This window comes from Enterobacter sp. JJBC (genome assembly GCF_036936505.1).
In the GTDB taxonomy this organism is placed as follows: domain Bacteria; phylum Pseudomonadota; class Gammaproteobacteria; order Enterobacterales; family Enterobacteriaceae; genus Enterobacter; species Enterobacter hormaechei_C.
This window is the reverse complement of sequence record NZ_CP136935.1, coordinates 4393936-4407785: the sequence shown is the minus strand read 5'-3', so window position 1 is coordinate 4407785 and position 13850 is coordinate 4393936. Positions and strand designations below refer to the sequence as shown.

Here is a 13850-nt window from a genome sequence, read left to right as displayed (position 1 = left end):
CCACCGGGCCGCCATGGTAGCCCAAAACGACAACAATACACAAAAACAGAACCGGGAGGGGAATGATGTCTCAGACAGCGAAAGTGCTGCTGCTGTATGCCCATCCGGAATCACAGGACTCGGTGGCGAACCGGGTGCTGCTTAAGCCGGCCACACAGCTCAGTAACGTAACGGTGCACGATCTCTACGCGCACTATCCCGATTTTTTTATCGATATTCCTTACGAGCAGGAACTGCTGCGTCAGCACGACGTGATTGTGTTCCAGCATCCGCTTTATACCTACAGCTGTCCGGCACTGCTGAAAGAGTGGCTGGACCGCGTGCTGAGCCGGGGCTTCTCCAGCGGGGTGGGGGGCAACCAGCTGGCGGGAAAGTACTGGCGGAGTGTCATTACCACCGGTGAGCCGGAAAGCGCTTACCGTCACGACGGGCTGAACCGTTACCCCATGAGCGACATTCTGCGGCCGTTTGAGCTGACGGCGGCGATGTGCCGTATGCACTGGATGAGCCCGATTATTATCTACTGGGCACGGCGGCAGGATCCGAAAGCGCTGGCGAGCCATGCCAGGGCCTATGGCGAATGGCTGGCGTCACCGATTCCGGCGGGAGGACGCTAATGGACGGTTCGAATTTACTCCTTGCCGGGGTGCTGTTTTTGTTCGCCGCCGTCGTCGCGGTCCCGCTTGCCGCGCGTCTCGGCATTGGCGCGGTGCTGGGTTATTTGCTGGCGGGGATAGCCATTGGCCCCTGGGGGCTTGGGTTTATCAGCGATGTGGATGAAATTCTCCACTTCTCTGAACTGGGCGTGGTCTTCCTGATGTTCATCATTGGCCTTGAGCTGAACCCCTCCAAGCTGTGGCAGCTGCGGCAATCTATTTTTGGCGTCGGGGCGGCGCAGGTGTTACTCAGCGCGGCCATTCTCGCGGGACTGCTGATGTTGACGCAGTTTTCCTGGCAGGCCGCGGTGATTGGCGGGATCGGTCTTGCGATGTCGTCGACGGCGATGGCGCTTCAGCTGATGCGCGACAAAGGGATGAACCGCAACGAGGCGGGGCAACTGGGCTTTTCGGTGCTGCTGTTCCAGGATTTAGCGGTGATCCCGGCGCTGGCGCTGGTGCCGCTGCTGGCGGGATCCGGAGACGATCATTTCGACTGGATGAAGATCTCCATGAAGGTGCTGGCCTTCGCGGGGATGCTGATCGGCGGACGGTTTTTACTGCGTCCGGTATTCCGGTTTATTGCAGCATCCGGCGTGCGCGAGGTATTCACCGCCGCAACGCTGCTGCTGGTGCTTGGCTCAGCTCTGTTTATGGATGCGCTGGGGCTGTCGATGGCGCTTGGGACGTTTATCGCCGGGGTGCTGCTTGCGGAAAGCGAGTACCGCCACGAGCTGGAGACCGCCATCGATCCGTTTAAGGGGCTGCTGCTAGGGCTGTTCTTTATCTCGGTGGGTATGGCGCTTAATCTTGGCGTGCTCTATACCCATCTGCTGTGGGTTATTGCGAGTGTCGCCGTGCTGGTGGCGGTCAAAACGCTGGTGCTGTATCTCCTCGCGAGGATTTACGGGCTGCGCAGCTCGGAAAGAATGCAGTTTTCCAGCGTGTTAAGCCAGGGGGGAGAATTTGCGTTTGTGCTGTTTTCCACGGCGTCGTCTCAGAAGCTGTTCAAAGATGACCAGATGGCGCTGCTGCTGGTGACGGTCACGCTGTCGATGATGACCACCCCGCTGCTGATGAAGCTGGTGGACAAACTGCTGTCGCGCCGCCTGAATCCCGCAGACGATGAAGACGAAGCGCCGTGGGTGGAAGATGATAAACCGCAGGTGATCGTCGTGGGCTTTGGCCGCTTCGGGCAGGTGATTGGTCGCCTGTTGATGGCAAATAAAATGCGCATTACGGTGCTGGAGCGCGATATCAGCGCCGTCAACCTGATGCGCAAATATGGTTATAAGGTGTACTACGGCGATGCGACGCAGCTTGAGCTGTTGCGCTCGGCGGGCGCAGAGGCTGCGGAGTCCATCGTCATCACCTGCAACGATCCGGAAGACACGATGAAGCTGGTGGAGCTGTGCCAGCAGCATTTCCCGCATCTGCATATTCTGGCGCGTGCGCGTGGACGTGTGGAGGCTCACGAACTTTTGCAGGCGGGTGTGAAACACTTCTCCCGCGAAACCTTCTCCAGCGCGCTGGAGCTGGGACGCAAGGCGCTGGTTTCGCTGGGTATGCATCCTCATCAGGCGCAACGCGCCCAGATGCATTTCCGCAGGCTGGATATGCGAATGCTGCGTGAACTGATGCCCGTGCACAGCGACACGGCGCAGATCTCCCGCGTGCGGGAAGCGCGTCGCGAACTGGAGGAGATCTTCCAGCGTGAGATGCAACAGGAACGACGCCAGCTCGACGGCTGGGATGAATTTGAATAAAGGGTAACGAAAGATGGCTGTACGTAAACGCTTTATCGCGGGCGCAAAATGCCCATCCTGCCAGGCGCAAGATACGCTGGCCATGTGGCGTGAAAATAATATCGATATCGTTGAATGTGTTAAGTGCGGTCACCAGATGCGTGAGGCCGACAAAGAAGCCCGCGATCATGTTCGCAAAGAAGAGCAAGTGATCGGCATTTTTCATCCAGACTAGCGATATGCTCTGAGTTTTTTTAAGCTTAAGGGTACACGGGTGCAGATTTCCGCTACAATCTGCGCCAGCAATTTTCCCACGCTCAGGAGATATCATGAAAGTAGCAAAAGACCTGGTGGTCAGCCTGGCCTATCAGGTACGTACAGAAGACGGTGTGTTGGTTGATGAGTCTCCGGTGAGTGCGCCGCTGGACTACCTGCATGGTCACGGTTCCCTGATTTCCGGCCTGGAAACGGCGCTGGAAGGCCATGAAGTTGGCGACAAATTCGACGTTGCTGTAGGCGCGAACGACGCTTACGGTCAGTATGACGACAACCTGGTTCAGCGCGTTCCTAAAGACGTATTCATGGGCGTTGACGAGTTGCAGGTTGGCATGCGCTTCCTGGCGGAAACTGACCAGGGTCCGGTTCCGGTTGAAATCACTGAAGTTGAAGACGACCACGTTGTGGTTGACGGCAACCACATGCTGGCGGGTCAGAACCTGAAGTTCAACGTAGAAGTTGTTGCGATCCGTGAAGCGACTGAAGAAGAGCTGGCTCATGGCCACGTTCACGGTGCGCACGGTCACGACCATGACCACGATCACGGCCATGACGGCTGCTGCGGTGGTCACGGCCACGACCATGGTCATGACCACGGCCACGGTAAAGGTGGTTGCGGTAACGGCGGCTGCGGTTGCCACTGATTCCGTACTCCGGAAAATAAAAAAGCGGGATAATCCCGCTTTTTTTACGCCTCAATAATGAGGTGGTGGCGTCTCTTCTGACTGAGAGGCAATGTTTGACGGCTGCGTGGCCTTCAGCTTTTCCGTCAGCAGGCGCATGTGATCGCGCAGTTTTGCCATTTCAAGCTCATGGGCCGTCACGGTCTGGTTCAGTTCTTCGATGGTGATGTCCTGAAAAGCCAGGCGGCTTTCCAGCTCAGCCAGTCTCGCTTCGATCGTTGTATCCTTCATCATTCACCTCGTTTATCTGTCGTTCGCCATAATGGACCAGCGGCGGCGAAGTTTAGCTGACTTTTTCCTTAAGTACAGTATCCATCTCCCTGACAAGAAACTTATTTAAACAAAAATAGTCTGAAAAGAAGCGACATTCGGGGGAGTCTGTCTGTAGATTTCTTCCACAACGTTTTATAGTACGTCACTCATTTACGTTTAACACTGGGGTGAGAGACCTCAGGTCCTGGAGATATGGATGAAATCACTGTTTAAAGTTACGCTGCTGGCGACCACTATGGCTGTAGCGCTCAATGCGCCGCTGTCTTTCGCTGCTGATACTGCTGCGAAGCCTGCTGCGACTACAGACAGCAAAGCGGCATTCAAAAATGACGACCAGAAATCCGCCTACGCACTTGGCGCGTCTCTGGGTCGTTACATGGAAAACTCTCTGAAAGAACAAGAGAAACTGGGCATCAAACTGGACAAAAACCAGCTGATCGCAGGGGTCCAGGATGCGTTCGCAGACAAGAGCAAACTGTCTGACCAGGAAATCGAGCAGACTCTGCAAGCGTTTGAAGCGCGCGTGAAAGGCGCCGCTCAGACCAAGATGGAAGCAGATGCTAAAGATAACGAAGCGAAAGGCAAAGCCTACCGCGACAAGTTCGCTAAAGAGAAAGGCGTTAAAACGTCTTCTACTGGCCTGATCTATAAGGTTGAGAAAGAAGGTACTGGCGACGCGCCTAAAGACAGCGACACCGTTGTGGTGAACTACAAAGGTACGCTGATCGACGGTAAAGAGTTCGATAACTCTTATACCCGTGGTGAGCCTCTCTCCTTCCGTCTGGATGGTGTGATCCCGGGCTGGACCGAAGGCCTGAAGAACATCAAGAAAGGCGGTAAAATCAAGCTGGTCATCCCACCGGATCTGGCTTACGGCAAAACCGGCGTTCCGGGTATCCCGGCTAACTCCACGCTGGTATTTGATGTAGAACTGCTGGACATCAAACCGGCGCCGAAAGCGGATGCGAAAACAGACGCACCGGCTGACGACAAAGCCGCAGCAGCTAAGAAGTAATGCTGAAAAAAACCGCCGCCTTTACAGGCGGCGGTTTTTTTATTGTGGGGCAGATATAATTAACACTGGAAAGCGTTATACACGCTGTATTAATTTAGTTGTCCGTGTAGATAATGAGCCTGCCCTGAAAACCTAACGACAGGCTCCTGAAAAGGAGTGTTTTTTTCATGTCCAGGTCGCTTTTAACCAACGAAACCAGTGAACTTGATTTGCTGGATCAACGTCCATTTGACCAGACCGACTTCGATATTCTGAAATCCTACGAAGCGGTAGTGGACGGGTTAGCGATGCTCATTGGTTCCCACTGCGAAATCGTATTGCATTCCCTGCAAGATCTTAAGTGTTCCGCTATCCGCATTGCGAATGGTGAGCACACTGGCCGTAAAATTGGTTCGCCAATCACCGACCTTGCATTGCGTATGTTGCATGACATGACCGGCGCGGACAGCAGCGTCTCAAAATGCTATTTCACCCGCGCCAAAAGCGGCGTGCTGATGAAATCAGAAACGATCGCGATTAGAAACCGCGAACACCGGGTAATCGGTTTGCTGTGCATCAACATGAACCTTGATGTGCCATTCTCGCAAATCATGAGCACCTTCATCCCGCCAGAAACGCCGGACGTGGGCTCATCGGTGAACTTTGCTTCTTCGGTTGAGGATCTCGTGACCCAGACGCTGGAGTTCACCATTGAAGAGGTGAATGCCGATCGCAACGTATCCAACAACGCCAAGAATCGTCAGATCGTCCTGAACCTCTATGAGAAAGGGATTTTTGATATCAAAGATGCCATCAACCAGGTGGCCGATCGCCTGAATATCTCCAAACACACGGTTTACCTCTATATTCGCCAGTTCAAAAGCGGCGACTTTCTGGGACAAGACAAGTAATGCGTTTTGCGTTAATGGTGACGGGCCCGGCGTACGGTACCCAGCAGGCCAGCAGCGCGCTACAGTTTGCCCATGCGCTGCTTGATGCCGGTCATGAACTGGCAAGCGTCTTCTTCTATCGTGAAGGGGTCTATAACGCGAACCAGTTTACGTCCCCGGCGAGCGATGAGTTTGACCTTGTGCGCGCCTGGCAAAAATTAAACGAAACGCAGGGCGTTGACCTGCATATCTGCGTCGCGGCGGCACTGCGTCGCGGCGTGACGGATGCGACCGAAGCCGAACGCCTTGGTCTGGCGGGGGCTAACCTGCAACCGGGCTTTTCCCTCAGTGGTCTAGGTGCCCTGGCACAGGCGGCGTTGACCTGCGACAGAGTGGTGCAATTTTGATGAAGCGCGTAGCGTTTGTTTTTACTTCTGCGCCGCATGGCAGCGCTTCAGGCCGGGAAGGGCTGGATGCATTGCTCGCGACATCGGCATTAACCGAAGATATCGGCGTCTTCTTTTTAGGCGATGGCGTATTCCAGCTTCTTGCAGGCCAACAACCGCAGGCCATTCTTGCGCGCGACTACATTGCGACCTTTAAAGTTCTGCCGCTCTATGACATTGAAACCTTCTATGTGTGCGCCGACTCGCTGGCCGCGCGTGGGTTAAACGAGAAAACACCGTTCGTGCTGGACGTGACGATCCTGACATCTGCTGCGCTGCGCGAACAACTCTCTCACTACGATACCGTTCTGACTTTCTGAGGCTGCCATGCTCCATACCCTGAGCCGTTCACCGTGGCAATGCGATATCGACACGTTACTGAGCATGCTGCGCGAAGGTGATGCTCTGCTGCTGATTCAGGATGGCGTGCTCGCGGCGCTTGAAGGCAGCCGTTTTGTTGAAATCCTCGCGAATGCCCCCATTACAGTCTCTGCGCTGAAAGAGGATCTGGATGCGCGGGGTCTTTCTGGTCAAATTTCAGCCAAAATTGACGTGGTTGGCTATACTGATTTCGTCAATCTTACTGTGACGCACGCCAGTCAAATGAACTGGTGATTTGAGATCGCTGTATATTTCTTGACACCTTTTCGACGTAGCCCTAAAATTTCGCGTCCTCATATTGTATGAGGTCGTTTTATTACGTGTTTACGAAGCAAAAGCTAAAACCAGGAGCTATTTAATGGCAACAGTTAACCAGCTGGTACGCAAACCACGTGCACGCAAAGTTGCAAAAAGCAACGTGCCTGCGCTGGAAGCCTGCCCGCAGAAACGTGGCGTATGTACTCGTGTATATACCACCACTCCTAAAAAACCAAACTCCGCACTGCGTAAAGTATGCCGTGTGCGTTTGACTAACGGTTTTGAAGTGACTTCCTACATCGGTGGTGAAGGTCACAACCTTCAGGAGCACTCCGTGATCCTGATCCGTGGCGGTCGTGTTAAAGACCTTCCGGGTGTTCGTTACCACACCGTTCGTGGTGCGCTGGACTGCTCAGGTGTTAAAGACCGTAAGCAGGCTCGCTCCAAGTACGGCGTGAAGCGTCCTAAGGCTTAATGGTTCTCCGTTAAGTAAGGCCAAACTGATTTATCTTAATGTCAAACTAAACTCGTAGAGTTTTGGACAATCCTGAATTAACAACGGAGTAATCCCATGCCACGTCGTCGCGTCATTGGTCAGCGTAAAATTCTTCCAGATCCGAAATTCGGATCAGAACTGCTGGCAAAATTTGTAAATATCCTGATGGTAGATGGTAAAAAATCTACCGCAGAAGCAATCGTATACAGCGCGCTGGAGACCCTGGCTCAGCGTTCTGGTAAAAATGAACTGGAAGCCTTCGAAGTCGCTCTCGACAACGTGCGCCCGACTGTAGAAGTTAAGTCTCGCCGCGTTGGTGGTTCTACTTATCAGGTTCCAGTTGAAGTTCGTCCGGTTCGTCGTAATGCTCTGGCAATGCGTTGGATCGTTGAAGCTGCTCGTAAACGCGGTGATAAATCCATGGCTCTGCGTCTGGCGAACGAACTTTCTGATGCTGCGGAAAACAAAGGTACCGCAGTTAAGAAACGTGAAGACGTTCACCGTATGGCAGAAGCCAACAAGGCGTTCGCACACTACCGTTGGTAATCCCTTCGGAGTCGTAGTCACCAGGCGGGCGCTTCAGAGAAGCCGCCCGCTCTGGGTAACTTAACTGAACGCCTAAAGATATAAACGAGGAATCAAATGGCTCGTACAACACCCATCGCACGCTACCGTAACATCGGTATCAGTGCGCACATCGACGCCGGTAAAACCACTACTACCGAACGTATTCTGTTCTACACCGGTGTAAACCATAAAATCGGTGAAGTTCATGACGGCGCAGCCACCATGGACTGGATGGAACAGGAGCAGGAGCGTGGTATTACTATCACCTCCGCAGCGACTACTGCATTCTGGTCAGGTATGGCTAAGCAGTACGAACCGCATCGCGTAAACATCATCGACACCCCAGGGCACGTTGACTTCACCATCGAAGTAGAACGTTCCATGCGTGTTCTTGACGGCGCGGTAATGGTTTATTGCGCAGTTGGTGGTGTTCAGCCACAGTCTGAAACCGTATGGCGTCAGGCAAACAAATATAAAGTTCCACGCATCGCGTTCGTTAACAAAATGGACCGTATGGGTGCTAACTTCCTGAAAGTTGTTGGCCAGATCAAAACCCGTCTGGGCGCGAACCCTGTTCCGCTTCAGCTGGCAATTGGTGCTGAAGAAGGCTTCACCGGCGTTATCGACCTGGTGAAAATGAAAGCCATCAACTGGAACGAAGCAGATGCGGGCGTTACCTTCGAATACGAAGATATCCCGGCAGAGATGCAGGACCTGGCTGACGAATGGCACCAGAACCTGATCGAATCCGCAGCAGAAGCTTCTGAAGAGCTGATGGAAAAATACCTGGGTGGTGAAGAACTGTCTGAGCAAGAGATCAAATCTGCTCTGCGTCAGCGCGTTCTGAACAACGAAATCATCCTGGTAACCTGTGGTTCTGCGTTCAAGAACAAAGGTGTTCAGGCGATGCTGGATGCGGTAGTTGACTACCTGCCATCCCCGATTGACGTTCCTGCGATCAACGGCATCCTGGACGACGGTAAAGATACTCCGGCTGAGCGTCACGCAAGTGATGAAGAGCCATTCTCTGCACTGGCGTTCAAAATTGCTACCGACCCATTCGTGGGTAACCTGACCTTCTTCCGCGTTTACTCTGGTGTGGTTAACTCCGGTGACACCATCCTGAACTCCGTGAAAGCGGCGCGTGAACGTTTTGGCCGTATCGTACAGATGCACGCTAACAAACGTGAAGAGATCAAAGAAGTTCGTGCGGGCGACATCGCTGCTGCTATCGGTCTGAAAGACGTGACCACTGGTGACACTCTGTGTGATCCGGATCACCCGATCATTCTGGAGCGTATGGAATTCCCTGAGCCGGTAATCTCCATCGCAGTTGAACCAAAAACCAAAGCTGACCAGGAAAAAATGGGTCTGGCTCTGGGCCGTCTGGCGAAAGAAGACCCATCATTCCGTGTATGGACTGATGAAGAATCTAACCAGACCATCATCGCTGGTATGGGTGAACTGCACCTGGACATCATCGTTGACCGTATGAAGCGTGAATTCAACGTTGAAGCGAACGTGGGTAAACCTCAGGTTGCTTACCGCGAAGCGATTCGCGCGAAAGTTACCGACGTTGAAGGTAAACACGCTAAGCAGTCTGGTGGTCGCGGTCAGTACGGTCACGTTGTGATCGACATGTACCCACTGGAGCCGGGCTCTAACCCGAAAGGTTACGAGTTCATCAACGACATCAAAGGTGGTGTAATTCCTGGCGAATACATCCCTGCCGTTGATAAAGGCATCCAGGAGCAGCTGAAAGCTGGTCCTCTGGCTGGTTACCCGGTTGTAGACATGGGTGTTCGTCTGCACTTCGGTTCTTACCACGACGTTGACTCCTCTGAACTGGCGTTTAAACTGGCTGCGTCTATTGCCTTTAAAGAAGGCTTTAAGAAAGCAAAACCAGTTCTGCTTGAGCCGATCATGAAGGTTGAAGTAGAAACTCCTGAAGAGAACACCGGTGACGTTATCGGTGACTTGAGCCGTCGTCGCGGTATGCTGCGTGGTCAGGAATCCGAAGTAACTGGCGTTAAGATCCACGCTGAAGTTCCGCTGTCTGAAATGTTCGGATATGCAACTCAGCTGCGTTCACTGACCAAAGGTCGTGCATCATACACTATGGAATTCCTGAAGTATGATGATGCGCCGAACAACGTTGCTCAGGCCGTTATCGAAGCCCGTGGTAAGTAATCCACAGGATTAAAACCTAAGTCCCGTGCTCTCTCCGAAGGGGAGAGCACTATAGTAAGGAATATAGCCGTGTCTAAAGAAAAATTTGAACGTACAAAACCGCACGTCAACGTTGGTACTATCGGCCACGTTGACCATGGTAAAACTACCCTGACTGCTGCAATCACTACCGTACTGGCTAAAACCTACGGCGGTGCTGCTCGTGCTTTCGATCAGATCGATAACGCACCAGAAGAAAAAGCTCGTGGTATCACCATCAACACCTCTCACGTTGAGTATGACACCCCGACTCGCCACTACGCACACGTAGACTGCCCAGGCCACGCCGACTATGTTAAAAACATGATCACCGGTGCTGCGCAGATGGACGGCGCGATCCTGGTTGTTGCTGCGACTGACGGCCCTATGCCTCAGACTCGTGAGCACATCCTGCTGGGTCGTCAGGTAGGCGTTCCTTACATCATCGTGTTCCTGAACAAGTGCGACATGGTTGATGACGAAGAGCTGCTGGAACTGGTAGAGATGGAAGTTCGTGAACTGCTGTCTCAGTACGATTTCCCAGGCGACGACACTCCAATCGTTCGTGGTTCCGCGCTGAAAGCGCTGGAAGGCGAAGCAGAGTGGGAAGAGAAAATCATCGAACTGGCTGGCTACCTGGATTCTTACATCCCAGAACCAGAGCGTGCGATTGACAAGCCATTCCTGCTGCCAATCGAAGACGTATTCTCGATCTCCGGTCGTGGTACCGTTGTTACCGGTCGTGTAGAGCGCGGTATCATCAAAGTTGGTGAAGAAGTTGAAATCGTTGGTATCAAAGAGACTGCGAAGTCTACCTGTACTGGCGTTGAAATGTTCCGCAAACTGCTGGACGAAGGCCGTGCTGGTGAGAACGTTGGTGTTCTGCTGCGTGGTATCAAACGTGAAGAAATCGAACGTGGTCAGGTTCTGGCGAAGCCAGGCTCAATCAAGCCACACACCAAGTTCGAATCTGAAGTGTACATTCTGTCCAAAGACGAAGGCGGCCGTCATACTCCGTTCTTCAAAGGCTACCGTCCACAGTTCTACTTCCGTACAACTGACGTGACCGGTACCATCGAACTGCCAGAAGGCGTAGAGATGGTAATGCCAGGCGACAACATCAAGATGGTTGTGACTCTGATCCACCCAATCGCGATGGACGACGGTCTGCGTTTCGCAATCCGTGAAGGCGGCCGTACCGTTGGCGCGGGCGTTGTTGCTAAAGTTCTGGGCTAATTAATTATCCCTGAAATAAAAAGGACGCTTCGGCGTCCTTTTTTGTTTTCTACCGTAAAGTCGCTGTCATAAAAATTCGCATTTTTTGTTTTCTCCCGCCACGTATTCCGGCGCCTGTGCTATTGTAATCATAACCATTCTCACTTACACTTTGCGCATATTTTGAACGGGAGTCTTTATGTACGTTTGTTTATGTAATGGTGTAAGCGACAAAAAAATTCGTCAGGCCGTTCGCCAGTTTCAACCACAATCTTTCCAGCAGCTTCGCAAGTTTGTTCCGGTGGGAAATCAATGCGGTAAATGCGTTCGCGCAGCGCGTGAGATCATGCAGGACGAACTGATGCAGATCCCGGAATTCAAAGAGATCGCGTAAGCCTATATCTTTTTTTTGACATCCCCGTAGCCCGATCTACGCTTCAATGAGTGGAAGCGGAGGGACTATATAATGAAAGGTGATGTTAAAATCATAAGTTATCTCAATAAATTATTGGGAAATGAGCTTGTCGCAATCAATCAGTATTTTCTCCATGCAAGAATGTTCAAAAACTGGGGACTGACTCGCCTCAACGATGTTGAATACCATGAGTCCATTGATGAAATGAAACACGCCGATAAATACATTGAGCGTATTTTATTCCTCGAAGGCATTCCTAACCTACAGGATCTCGGAAAACTGGGCATCGGAGAAGATGTCGAAGAGATGCTGCGTTCTGATCTCCGGCTGGAGCTGGAGGGTGCAAAAGACCTGCGTGAAGCCATTGCCTATGCGGACAGCGTACATGACTACGTCAGCCGCGATATGATGATCCAGATCCTGGCCGATGAAGAAGGGCACATCGACTGGCTTGAGACCGAACTGGATCTCATTAGCAAAATTGGCCTACAGAACTACCTTCAGTCTCAGATCAAAGTGGAAAGTTAATCAGGCTTTCCCAGCCAACGCATAAACCCGCTGCCGCCAGAAATGGCCCAAAAGGCAGTGGGTTTTTTAATGCCTGCTTATCAGGAGTAAACAACGAGAAAGCAACCAGATACAGCAGAGCCATTAACGCGGCTACGAGTGCCAGTACTGGCAGTACACACCAGCCATGCCATGCCCCCAGCGCCGCCAGATATTTTATGTCGCCATATCCCATACCTTCACGTCGGCAGATGAGCCGATATCCCCAATAGATAACGGCGAATCCGGCGTATCCTGCCAGCGCACCCACCACCGCGCTCGGCAAAAAATCAGGATGGAGGCACAGCTGGTAAAGCAGGCCGGTCCATAGCAGCGGGCAAAGAAATTTGTCGGGAAGAAGCCCTGTGCGAATATCGGTGCGAACAAGCAAGGCCGATAACGCAAAATAGATCACCAGAAAGGGGAGGGACAGTAGCATAGCGAGAGCCTCAAAACGGTTTGAGCGCATACTCGTAATAATCTACATGTCCGGCAATGTGCAAAAACAGCAATTGCGTAGCGGCTTCAGACAAAGAGTTGAGAAGGGATACTTTGCATAAAAAAATGCGAGGCCTTACGCAGAGTACGTCTTTAGCGCTTAATTTCTAAACGGCACTTGCGTCTTCCCCAGATTTACGTATAATGCGCGGGCTTGTCGTAATTGACGGCGGGTTCAATCTGAACCAGAGTAGCTCACTTTGTTACTCAACAATGCTCCCAATTGGGGAGCTACGTAAGAACGGTTACACTCTCCCATCAATCGTAATGGGTTTGAGGAGTAATCATTTTCGTTTATAAAATAATTGGAGCTCTGGTCTCATGCAGAACCAAAGAATCCGTATCCGCCTTAAAGCGTTTGATCATCGTCTGATCGATCAATCAACCGCGGAAATCGTCGAGACTGCTAAGCGCACTGGTGCGCAAGTCCGTGGTCCGATCCCGCTGCCGACCCGCAAAGAGCGCTTTACCGTTCTGATCTCTCCGCACGTTAACAAAGATGCGCGTGATCAGTACGAAATCCGCACTCACAAGCGTCTGGTTGACATCGTTGAGCCAACTGAGAAAACCGTTGATGCTCTGATGCGTCTGGATCTGGCTGCCGGTGTAGACGTGCAGATCAGCCTGGGTTAATCAGGTCATCGAGCGATTGAGAGGTTGAAACAATGATTGGTTTAGTCGGTAAAAAAGTGGGTATGACCCGCATCTTCACTGAAGATGGCGTTTCTATCCCAGTAACCGTAATCGAAGTTGAAGCAAACCGCGTTACTCAGGTTAAAGATCTGGCTAACGATGGCTACCGCGCTATTCAGGTTACCACTGGTGCTAAAAAAGCTAACCGTGTAACCAAACCAGAAGCGGGTCACTTCGCTAAAGCTGGCGTTGAAGCTGGCCGTGGTCTGTGGGAATTCCGTCTTGCTGAAGGCGAAGAGTTCACCGTAGGTCAGGACATTAGCGTTGAGCTGTTTGCTGACGTTAAAAAAGTTGACGTAACCGGTACCTCTAAAGGTAAAGGTTTTGCTGGTACCGTTAAGCGCTGGAACTTCCGTACCCAGGACGCTACTCACGGTAACTCCTTGTCTCACCGCGTTCCGGGTTCTATCGGTCAGAACCAGACTCCGGGCAAAGTGTTCAAAGGCAAGAAAATGGCAGGTCAGCTGGGCAACGAACGTGTAACCGTTCAGAGCCTGGACGTAGTACGTGTTGACGCTGAGCGCAACCTGCTGCTGGTTAAAGGTGCGGTCCCGGGTGCAACCGGTAGCGACCTGATCGTTAAACCAGCTGTGAAGGCGTAAGGGGATAG

The 13850-nt window shown here is 52.3% G+C and carries 19 protein-coding genes; 17 read left to right on the top strand and 2 right to left on the bottom strand.

Translation table 11 applies throughout. The features are described from left to right. The first annotated feature begins 62 nt into the window (after positions 1-62). The 4 genes from kefG (at position 63) to slyD (ending at position 3321) form a co-directional block, all read left to right on the top strand. A complete protein-coding gene (gene kefG, locus RY075_RS21275) occupies positions 63-617 on the top strand; it encodes a glutathione-regulated potassium-efflux system ancillary protein KefG (protein WP_059288194.1) in 555 nt (184 codons plus the stop codon). Next, positions 617-2422 (top strand): glutathione-regulated potassium-efflux system protein KefB, encoded by a 1806-nt coding sequence (kefB, locus tag RY075_RS21270; protein ID WP_003861688.1) that lies wholly within the window; start codon positions 617-619, stop codon positions 2420-2422. The genes kefG and kefB overlap by 1 nt, the downstream gene beginning before the upstream one ends. Before the next feature lie 13 nt (positions 2423-2435). After that, positions 2436-2636: a YheV family putative zinc ribbon protein gene (locus RY075_RS21265; RefSeq protein WP_003861689.1), complete on the top strand. Its 201-nt coding sequence runs from the start codon at positions 2436-2438 to the stop codon at positions 2634-2636. Positions 2637-2730: 94 nt separating this feature from the next. Then, entirely contained in the window at positions 2731-3321 is a 591-nt protein-coding gene (gene slyD, locus RY075_RS21260; RefSeq protein ID WP_003861691.1) for a peptidylprolyl isomerase, read from the top strand. Between the two features lie 51 nt (positions 3322-3372). Here slyD and RY075_RS21255 read toward each other — a convergent pair whose 3' ends face one another. Further along, positions 3373-3591: a protein SlyX gene (locus tag RY075_RS21255; protein ID WP_003861693.1), complete on the bottom strand. Its 219-nt coding sequence runs from the start codon at positions 3589-3591 to the stop codon at positions 3373-3375. 238 nt (positions 3592-3829) lie between these two features. Here RY075_RS21255 and fkpA point away from each other — a divergent pair, with 238 nt between their 5' ends. From fkpA to bfr, 11 genes are all read left to right on the top strand, one after another. Continuing rightward, entirely contained in the window at positions 3830-4648 is an 819-nt protein-coding gene (gene fkpA, locus RY075_RS21250; RefSeq protein ID WP_003861695.1) for an FKBP-type peptidyl-prolyl cis-trans isomerase, read from the top strand. 167 nt (positions 4649-4815) lie between these two features. Beyond that, positions 4816-5538 carry a transcriptional regulator gene (locus RY075_RS21245; RefSeq protein WP_003861697.1) on the top strand — a complete coding sequence of 241 codons (723 nt, stop codon included), beginning with the start codon at positions 4816-4818 and terminating at the stop codon, positions 5536-5538. Further along, positions 5538-5924, top strand: a complete 387-nt coding sequence (gene tusD, locus RY075_RS21240) for a sulfurtransferase complex subunit TusD (RefSeq protein ID WP_003861699.1) — start codon at positions 5538-5540, stop codon at positions 5922-5924. The genes RY075_RS21245 and tusD overlap by 1 nt, the downstream gene beginning before the upstream one ends. Next, complete coding sequence (gene tusC, locus RY075_RS21235; protein ID WP_003861700.1) at positions 5924-6283, top strand: sulfurtransferase complex subunit TusC; 360 nt, start codon at positions 5924-5926, stop codon at positions 6281-6283. The genes tusD and tusC overlap by 1 nt, the downstream gene beginning before the upstream one ends. Before the next feature lie 7 nt (positions 6284-6290). After that, on the top strand, positions 6291-6578 hold the full coding sequence (gene tusB / locus RY075_RS21230; RefSeq protein WP_003861702.1) for a sulfurtransferase complex subunit TusB: 288 nt from the start codon (positions 6291-6293) through the stop codon (positions 6576-6578). 124 nt (positions 6579-6702) lie between these two features. Beyond that, on the top strand, positions 6703-7077 hold the full coding sequence (rpsL, locus tag RY075_RS21225) for a 30S ribosomal protein S12 (protein WP_000246815.1): 375 nt from the start codon (positions 6703-6705) through the stop codon (positions 7075-7077). Between the two features lie 96 nt (positions 7078-7173). Next, positions 7174-7644: a 30S ribosomal protein S7 gene (gene rpsG / locus RY075_RS21220; protein WP_003861706.1), complete on the top strand. Its 471-nt coding sequence runs from the start codon at positions 7174-7176 to the stop codon at positions 7642-7644. Positions 7645-7740: 96 nt separating this feature from the next. Then, entirely contained in the window at positions 7741-9855 is a 2115-nt protein-coding gene (gene fusA / locus RY075_RS21215) for an elongation factor G (protein WP_022651946.1), read from the top strand. A gap of 69 nt (positions 9856-9924) precedes the next feature. Then, a complete protein-coding gene (tuf, locus tag RY075_RS21210) occupies positions 9925-11109 on the top strand; it encodes an elongation factor Tu (protein WP_022651945.1) in 1185 nt (394 codons plus the stop codon). A 178-nt stretch (positions 11110-11287) separates the two neighbouring features. Then, entirely contained in the window at positions 11288-11482 is a 195-nt protein-coding gene (gene bfd, locus RY075_RS21205) for a bacterioferritin-associated ferredoxin (protein WP_003863268.1), read from the top strand. 72 nt (positions 11483-11554) lie between these two features. Beyond that, positions 11555-12031, top strand: a complete 477-nt coding sequence (gene bfr, locus RY075_RS21200) for a bacterioferritin (RefSeq protein WP_003863270.1) — start codon at positions 11555-11557, stop codon at positions 12029-12031. Here the strand turns inward: bfr and RY075_RS21195 are convergent. Further along, a complete protein-coding gene (locus RY075_RS21195) occupies positions 12015-12488 on the bottom strand; it encodes an A24 family peptidase (RefSeq protein WP_023323812.1) in 474 nt (157 codons plus the stop codon). The two genes, bfr and RY075_RS21195, sit on opposite strands and share 17 nt — an antisense overlap. A gap of 380 nt (positions 12489-12868) precedes the next feature. Between RY075_RS21195 and rpsJ the strand changes: the two genes are divergently transcribed. Both rpsJ and rplC read left to right on the top strand, forming a co-directional pair. Continuing rightward, on the top strand, positions 12869-13180 hold the full coding sequence (gene rpsJ, locus RY075_RS21190) for a 30S ribosomal protein S10 (protein ID WP_001181005.1): 312 nt from the start codon (positions 12869-12871) through the stop codon (positions 13178-13180). 32 nt (positions 13181-13212) lie between these two features. Further along, the gene (gene rplC / locus RY075_RS21185) at positions 13213-13842 is read left to right on the top strand and encodes a 50S ribosomal protein L3 (protein ID WP_003863274.1); all 630 of its coding nucleotides are present in this window, start codon (positions 13213-13215) and stop codon (positions 13840-13842) included. Positions 13843-13850 lie beyond the last annotated feature (8 nt).

What these genes read in the sequence shown, in the direction of transcription:
- tusC (WP_003861700.1), top strand. Translation starts at nt 5,924, where the DNA reads ATGAAGCGCGTAGCGTTTGTTTTTACTTCTGCGCCGCATGGCAGCGCT.
- RY075_RS21265 (WP_003861689.1), top strand. Translation starts at nt 2,436, where the DNA reads ATGGCTGTACGTAAACGCTTTATCGCGGGCGCAAAATGCCCATCCTGC.
- bfd (WP_003863268.1), top strand. Translation starts at nt 11,288, where the DNA reads ATGTACGTTTGTTTATGTAATGGTGTAAGCGACAAAAAAATTCGTCAG.
- kefB (WP_003861688.1), top strand. Translation starts at nt 617, where the DNA reads ATGGACGGTTCGAATTTACTCCTTGCCGGGGTGCTGTTTTTGTTCGCC.
- slyD (WP_003861691.1), top strand. Translation starts at nt 2,731, where the DNA reads ATGAAAGTAGCAAAAGACCTGGTGGTCAGCCTGGCCTATCAGGTACGT.
- bfr (WP_003863270.1), top strand. Translation starts at nt 11,555, where the DNA reads ATGAAAGGTGATGTTAAAATCATAAGTTATCTCAATAAATTATTGGGA.
- RY075_RS21255 (WP_003861693.1), bottom strand. Translation starts at nt 3,591, where the DNA reads ATGAAGGATACAACGATCGAAGCGAGACTGGCTGAGCTGGAAAGCCGC.
- rplC (WP_003863274.1), top strand. Translation starts at nt 13,213, where the DNA reads ATGATTGGTTTAGTCGGTAAAAAAGTGGGTATGACCCGCATCTTCACT.
- tusD (WP_003861699.1), top strand. Translation starts at nt 5,538, where the DNA reads ATGCGTTTTGCGTTAATGGTGACGGGCCCGGCGTACGGTACCCAGCAG.
- fusA (WP_022651946.1), top strand. Translation starts at nt 7,741, where the DNA reads ATGGCTCGTACAACACCCATCGCACGCTACCGTAACATCGGTATCAGT.
- rpsJ (WP_001181005.1), top strand. Translation starts at nt 12,869, where the DNA reads ATGCAGAACCAAAGAATCCGTATCCGCCTTAAAGCGTTTGATCATCGT.
- rpsL (WP_000246815.1), top strand. Translation starts at nt 6,703, where the DNA reads ATGGCAACAGTTAACCAGCTGGTACGCAAACCACGTGCACGCAAAGTT.
- RY075_RS21195 (WP_023323812.1), bottom strand. Translation starts at nt 12,488, where the DNA reads ATGCTACTGTCCCTCCCCTTTCTGGTGATCTATTTTGCGTTATCGGCC.
- rpsG (WP_003861706.1), top strand. Translation starts at nt 7,174, where the DNA reads ATGCCACGTCGTCGCGTCATTGGTCAGCGTAAAATTCTTCCAGATCCG.
- tusB (WP_003861702.1), top strand. Translation starts at nt 6,291, where the DNA reads ATGCTCCATACCCTGAGCCGTTCACCGTGGCAATGCGATATCGACACG.
- fkpA (WP_003861695.1), top strand. Translation starts at nt 3,830, where the DNA reads ATGAAATCACTGTTTAAAGTTACGCTGCTGGCGACCACTATGGCTGTA.
- RY075_RS21245 (WP_003861697.1), top strand. Translation starts at nt 4,816, where the DNA reads ATGTCCAGGTCGCTTTTAACCAACGAAACCAGTGAACTTGATTTGCTG.
- kefG (WP_059288194.1), top strand. Translation starts at nt 63, where the DNA reads ATGATGTCTCAGACAGCGAAAGTGCTGCTGCTGTATGCCCATCCGGAA.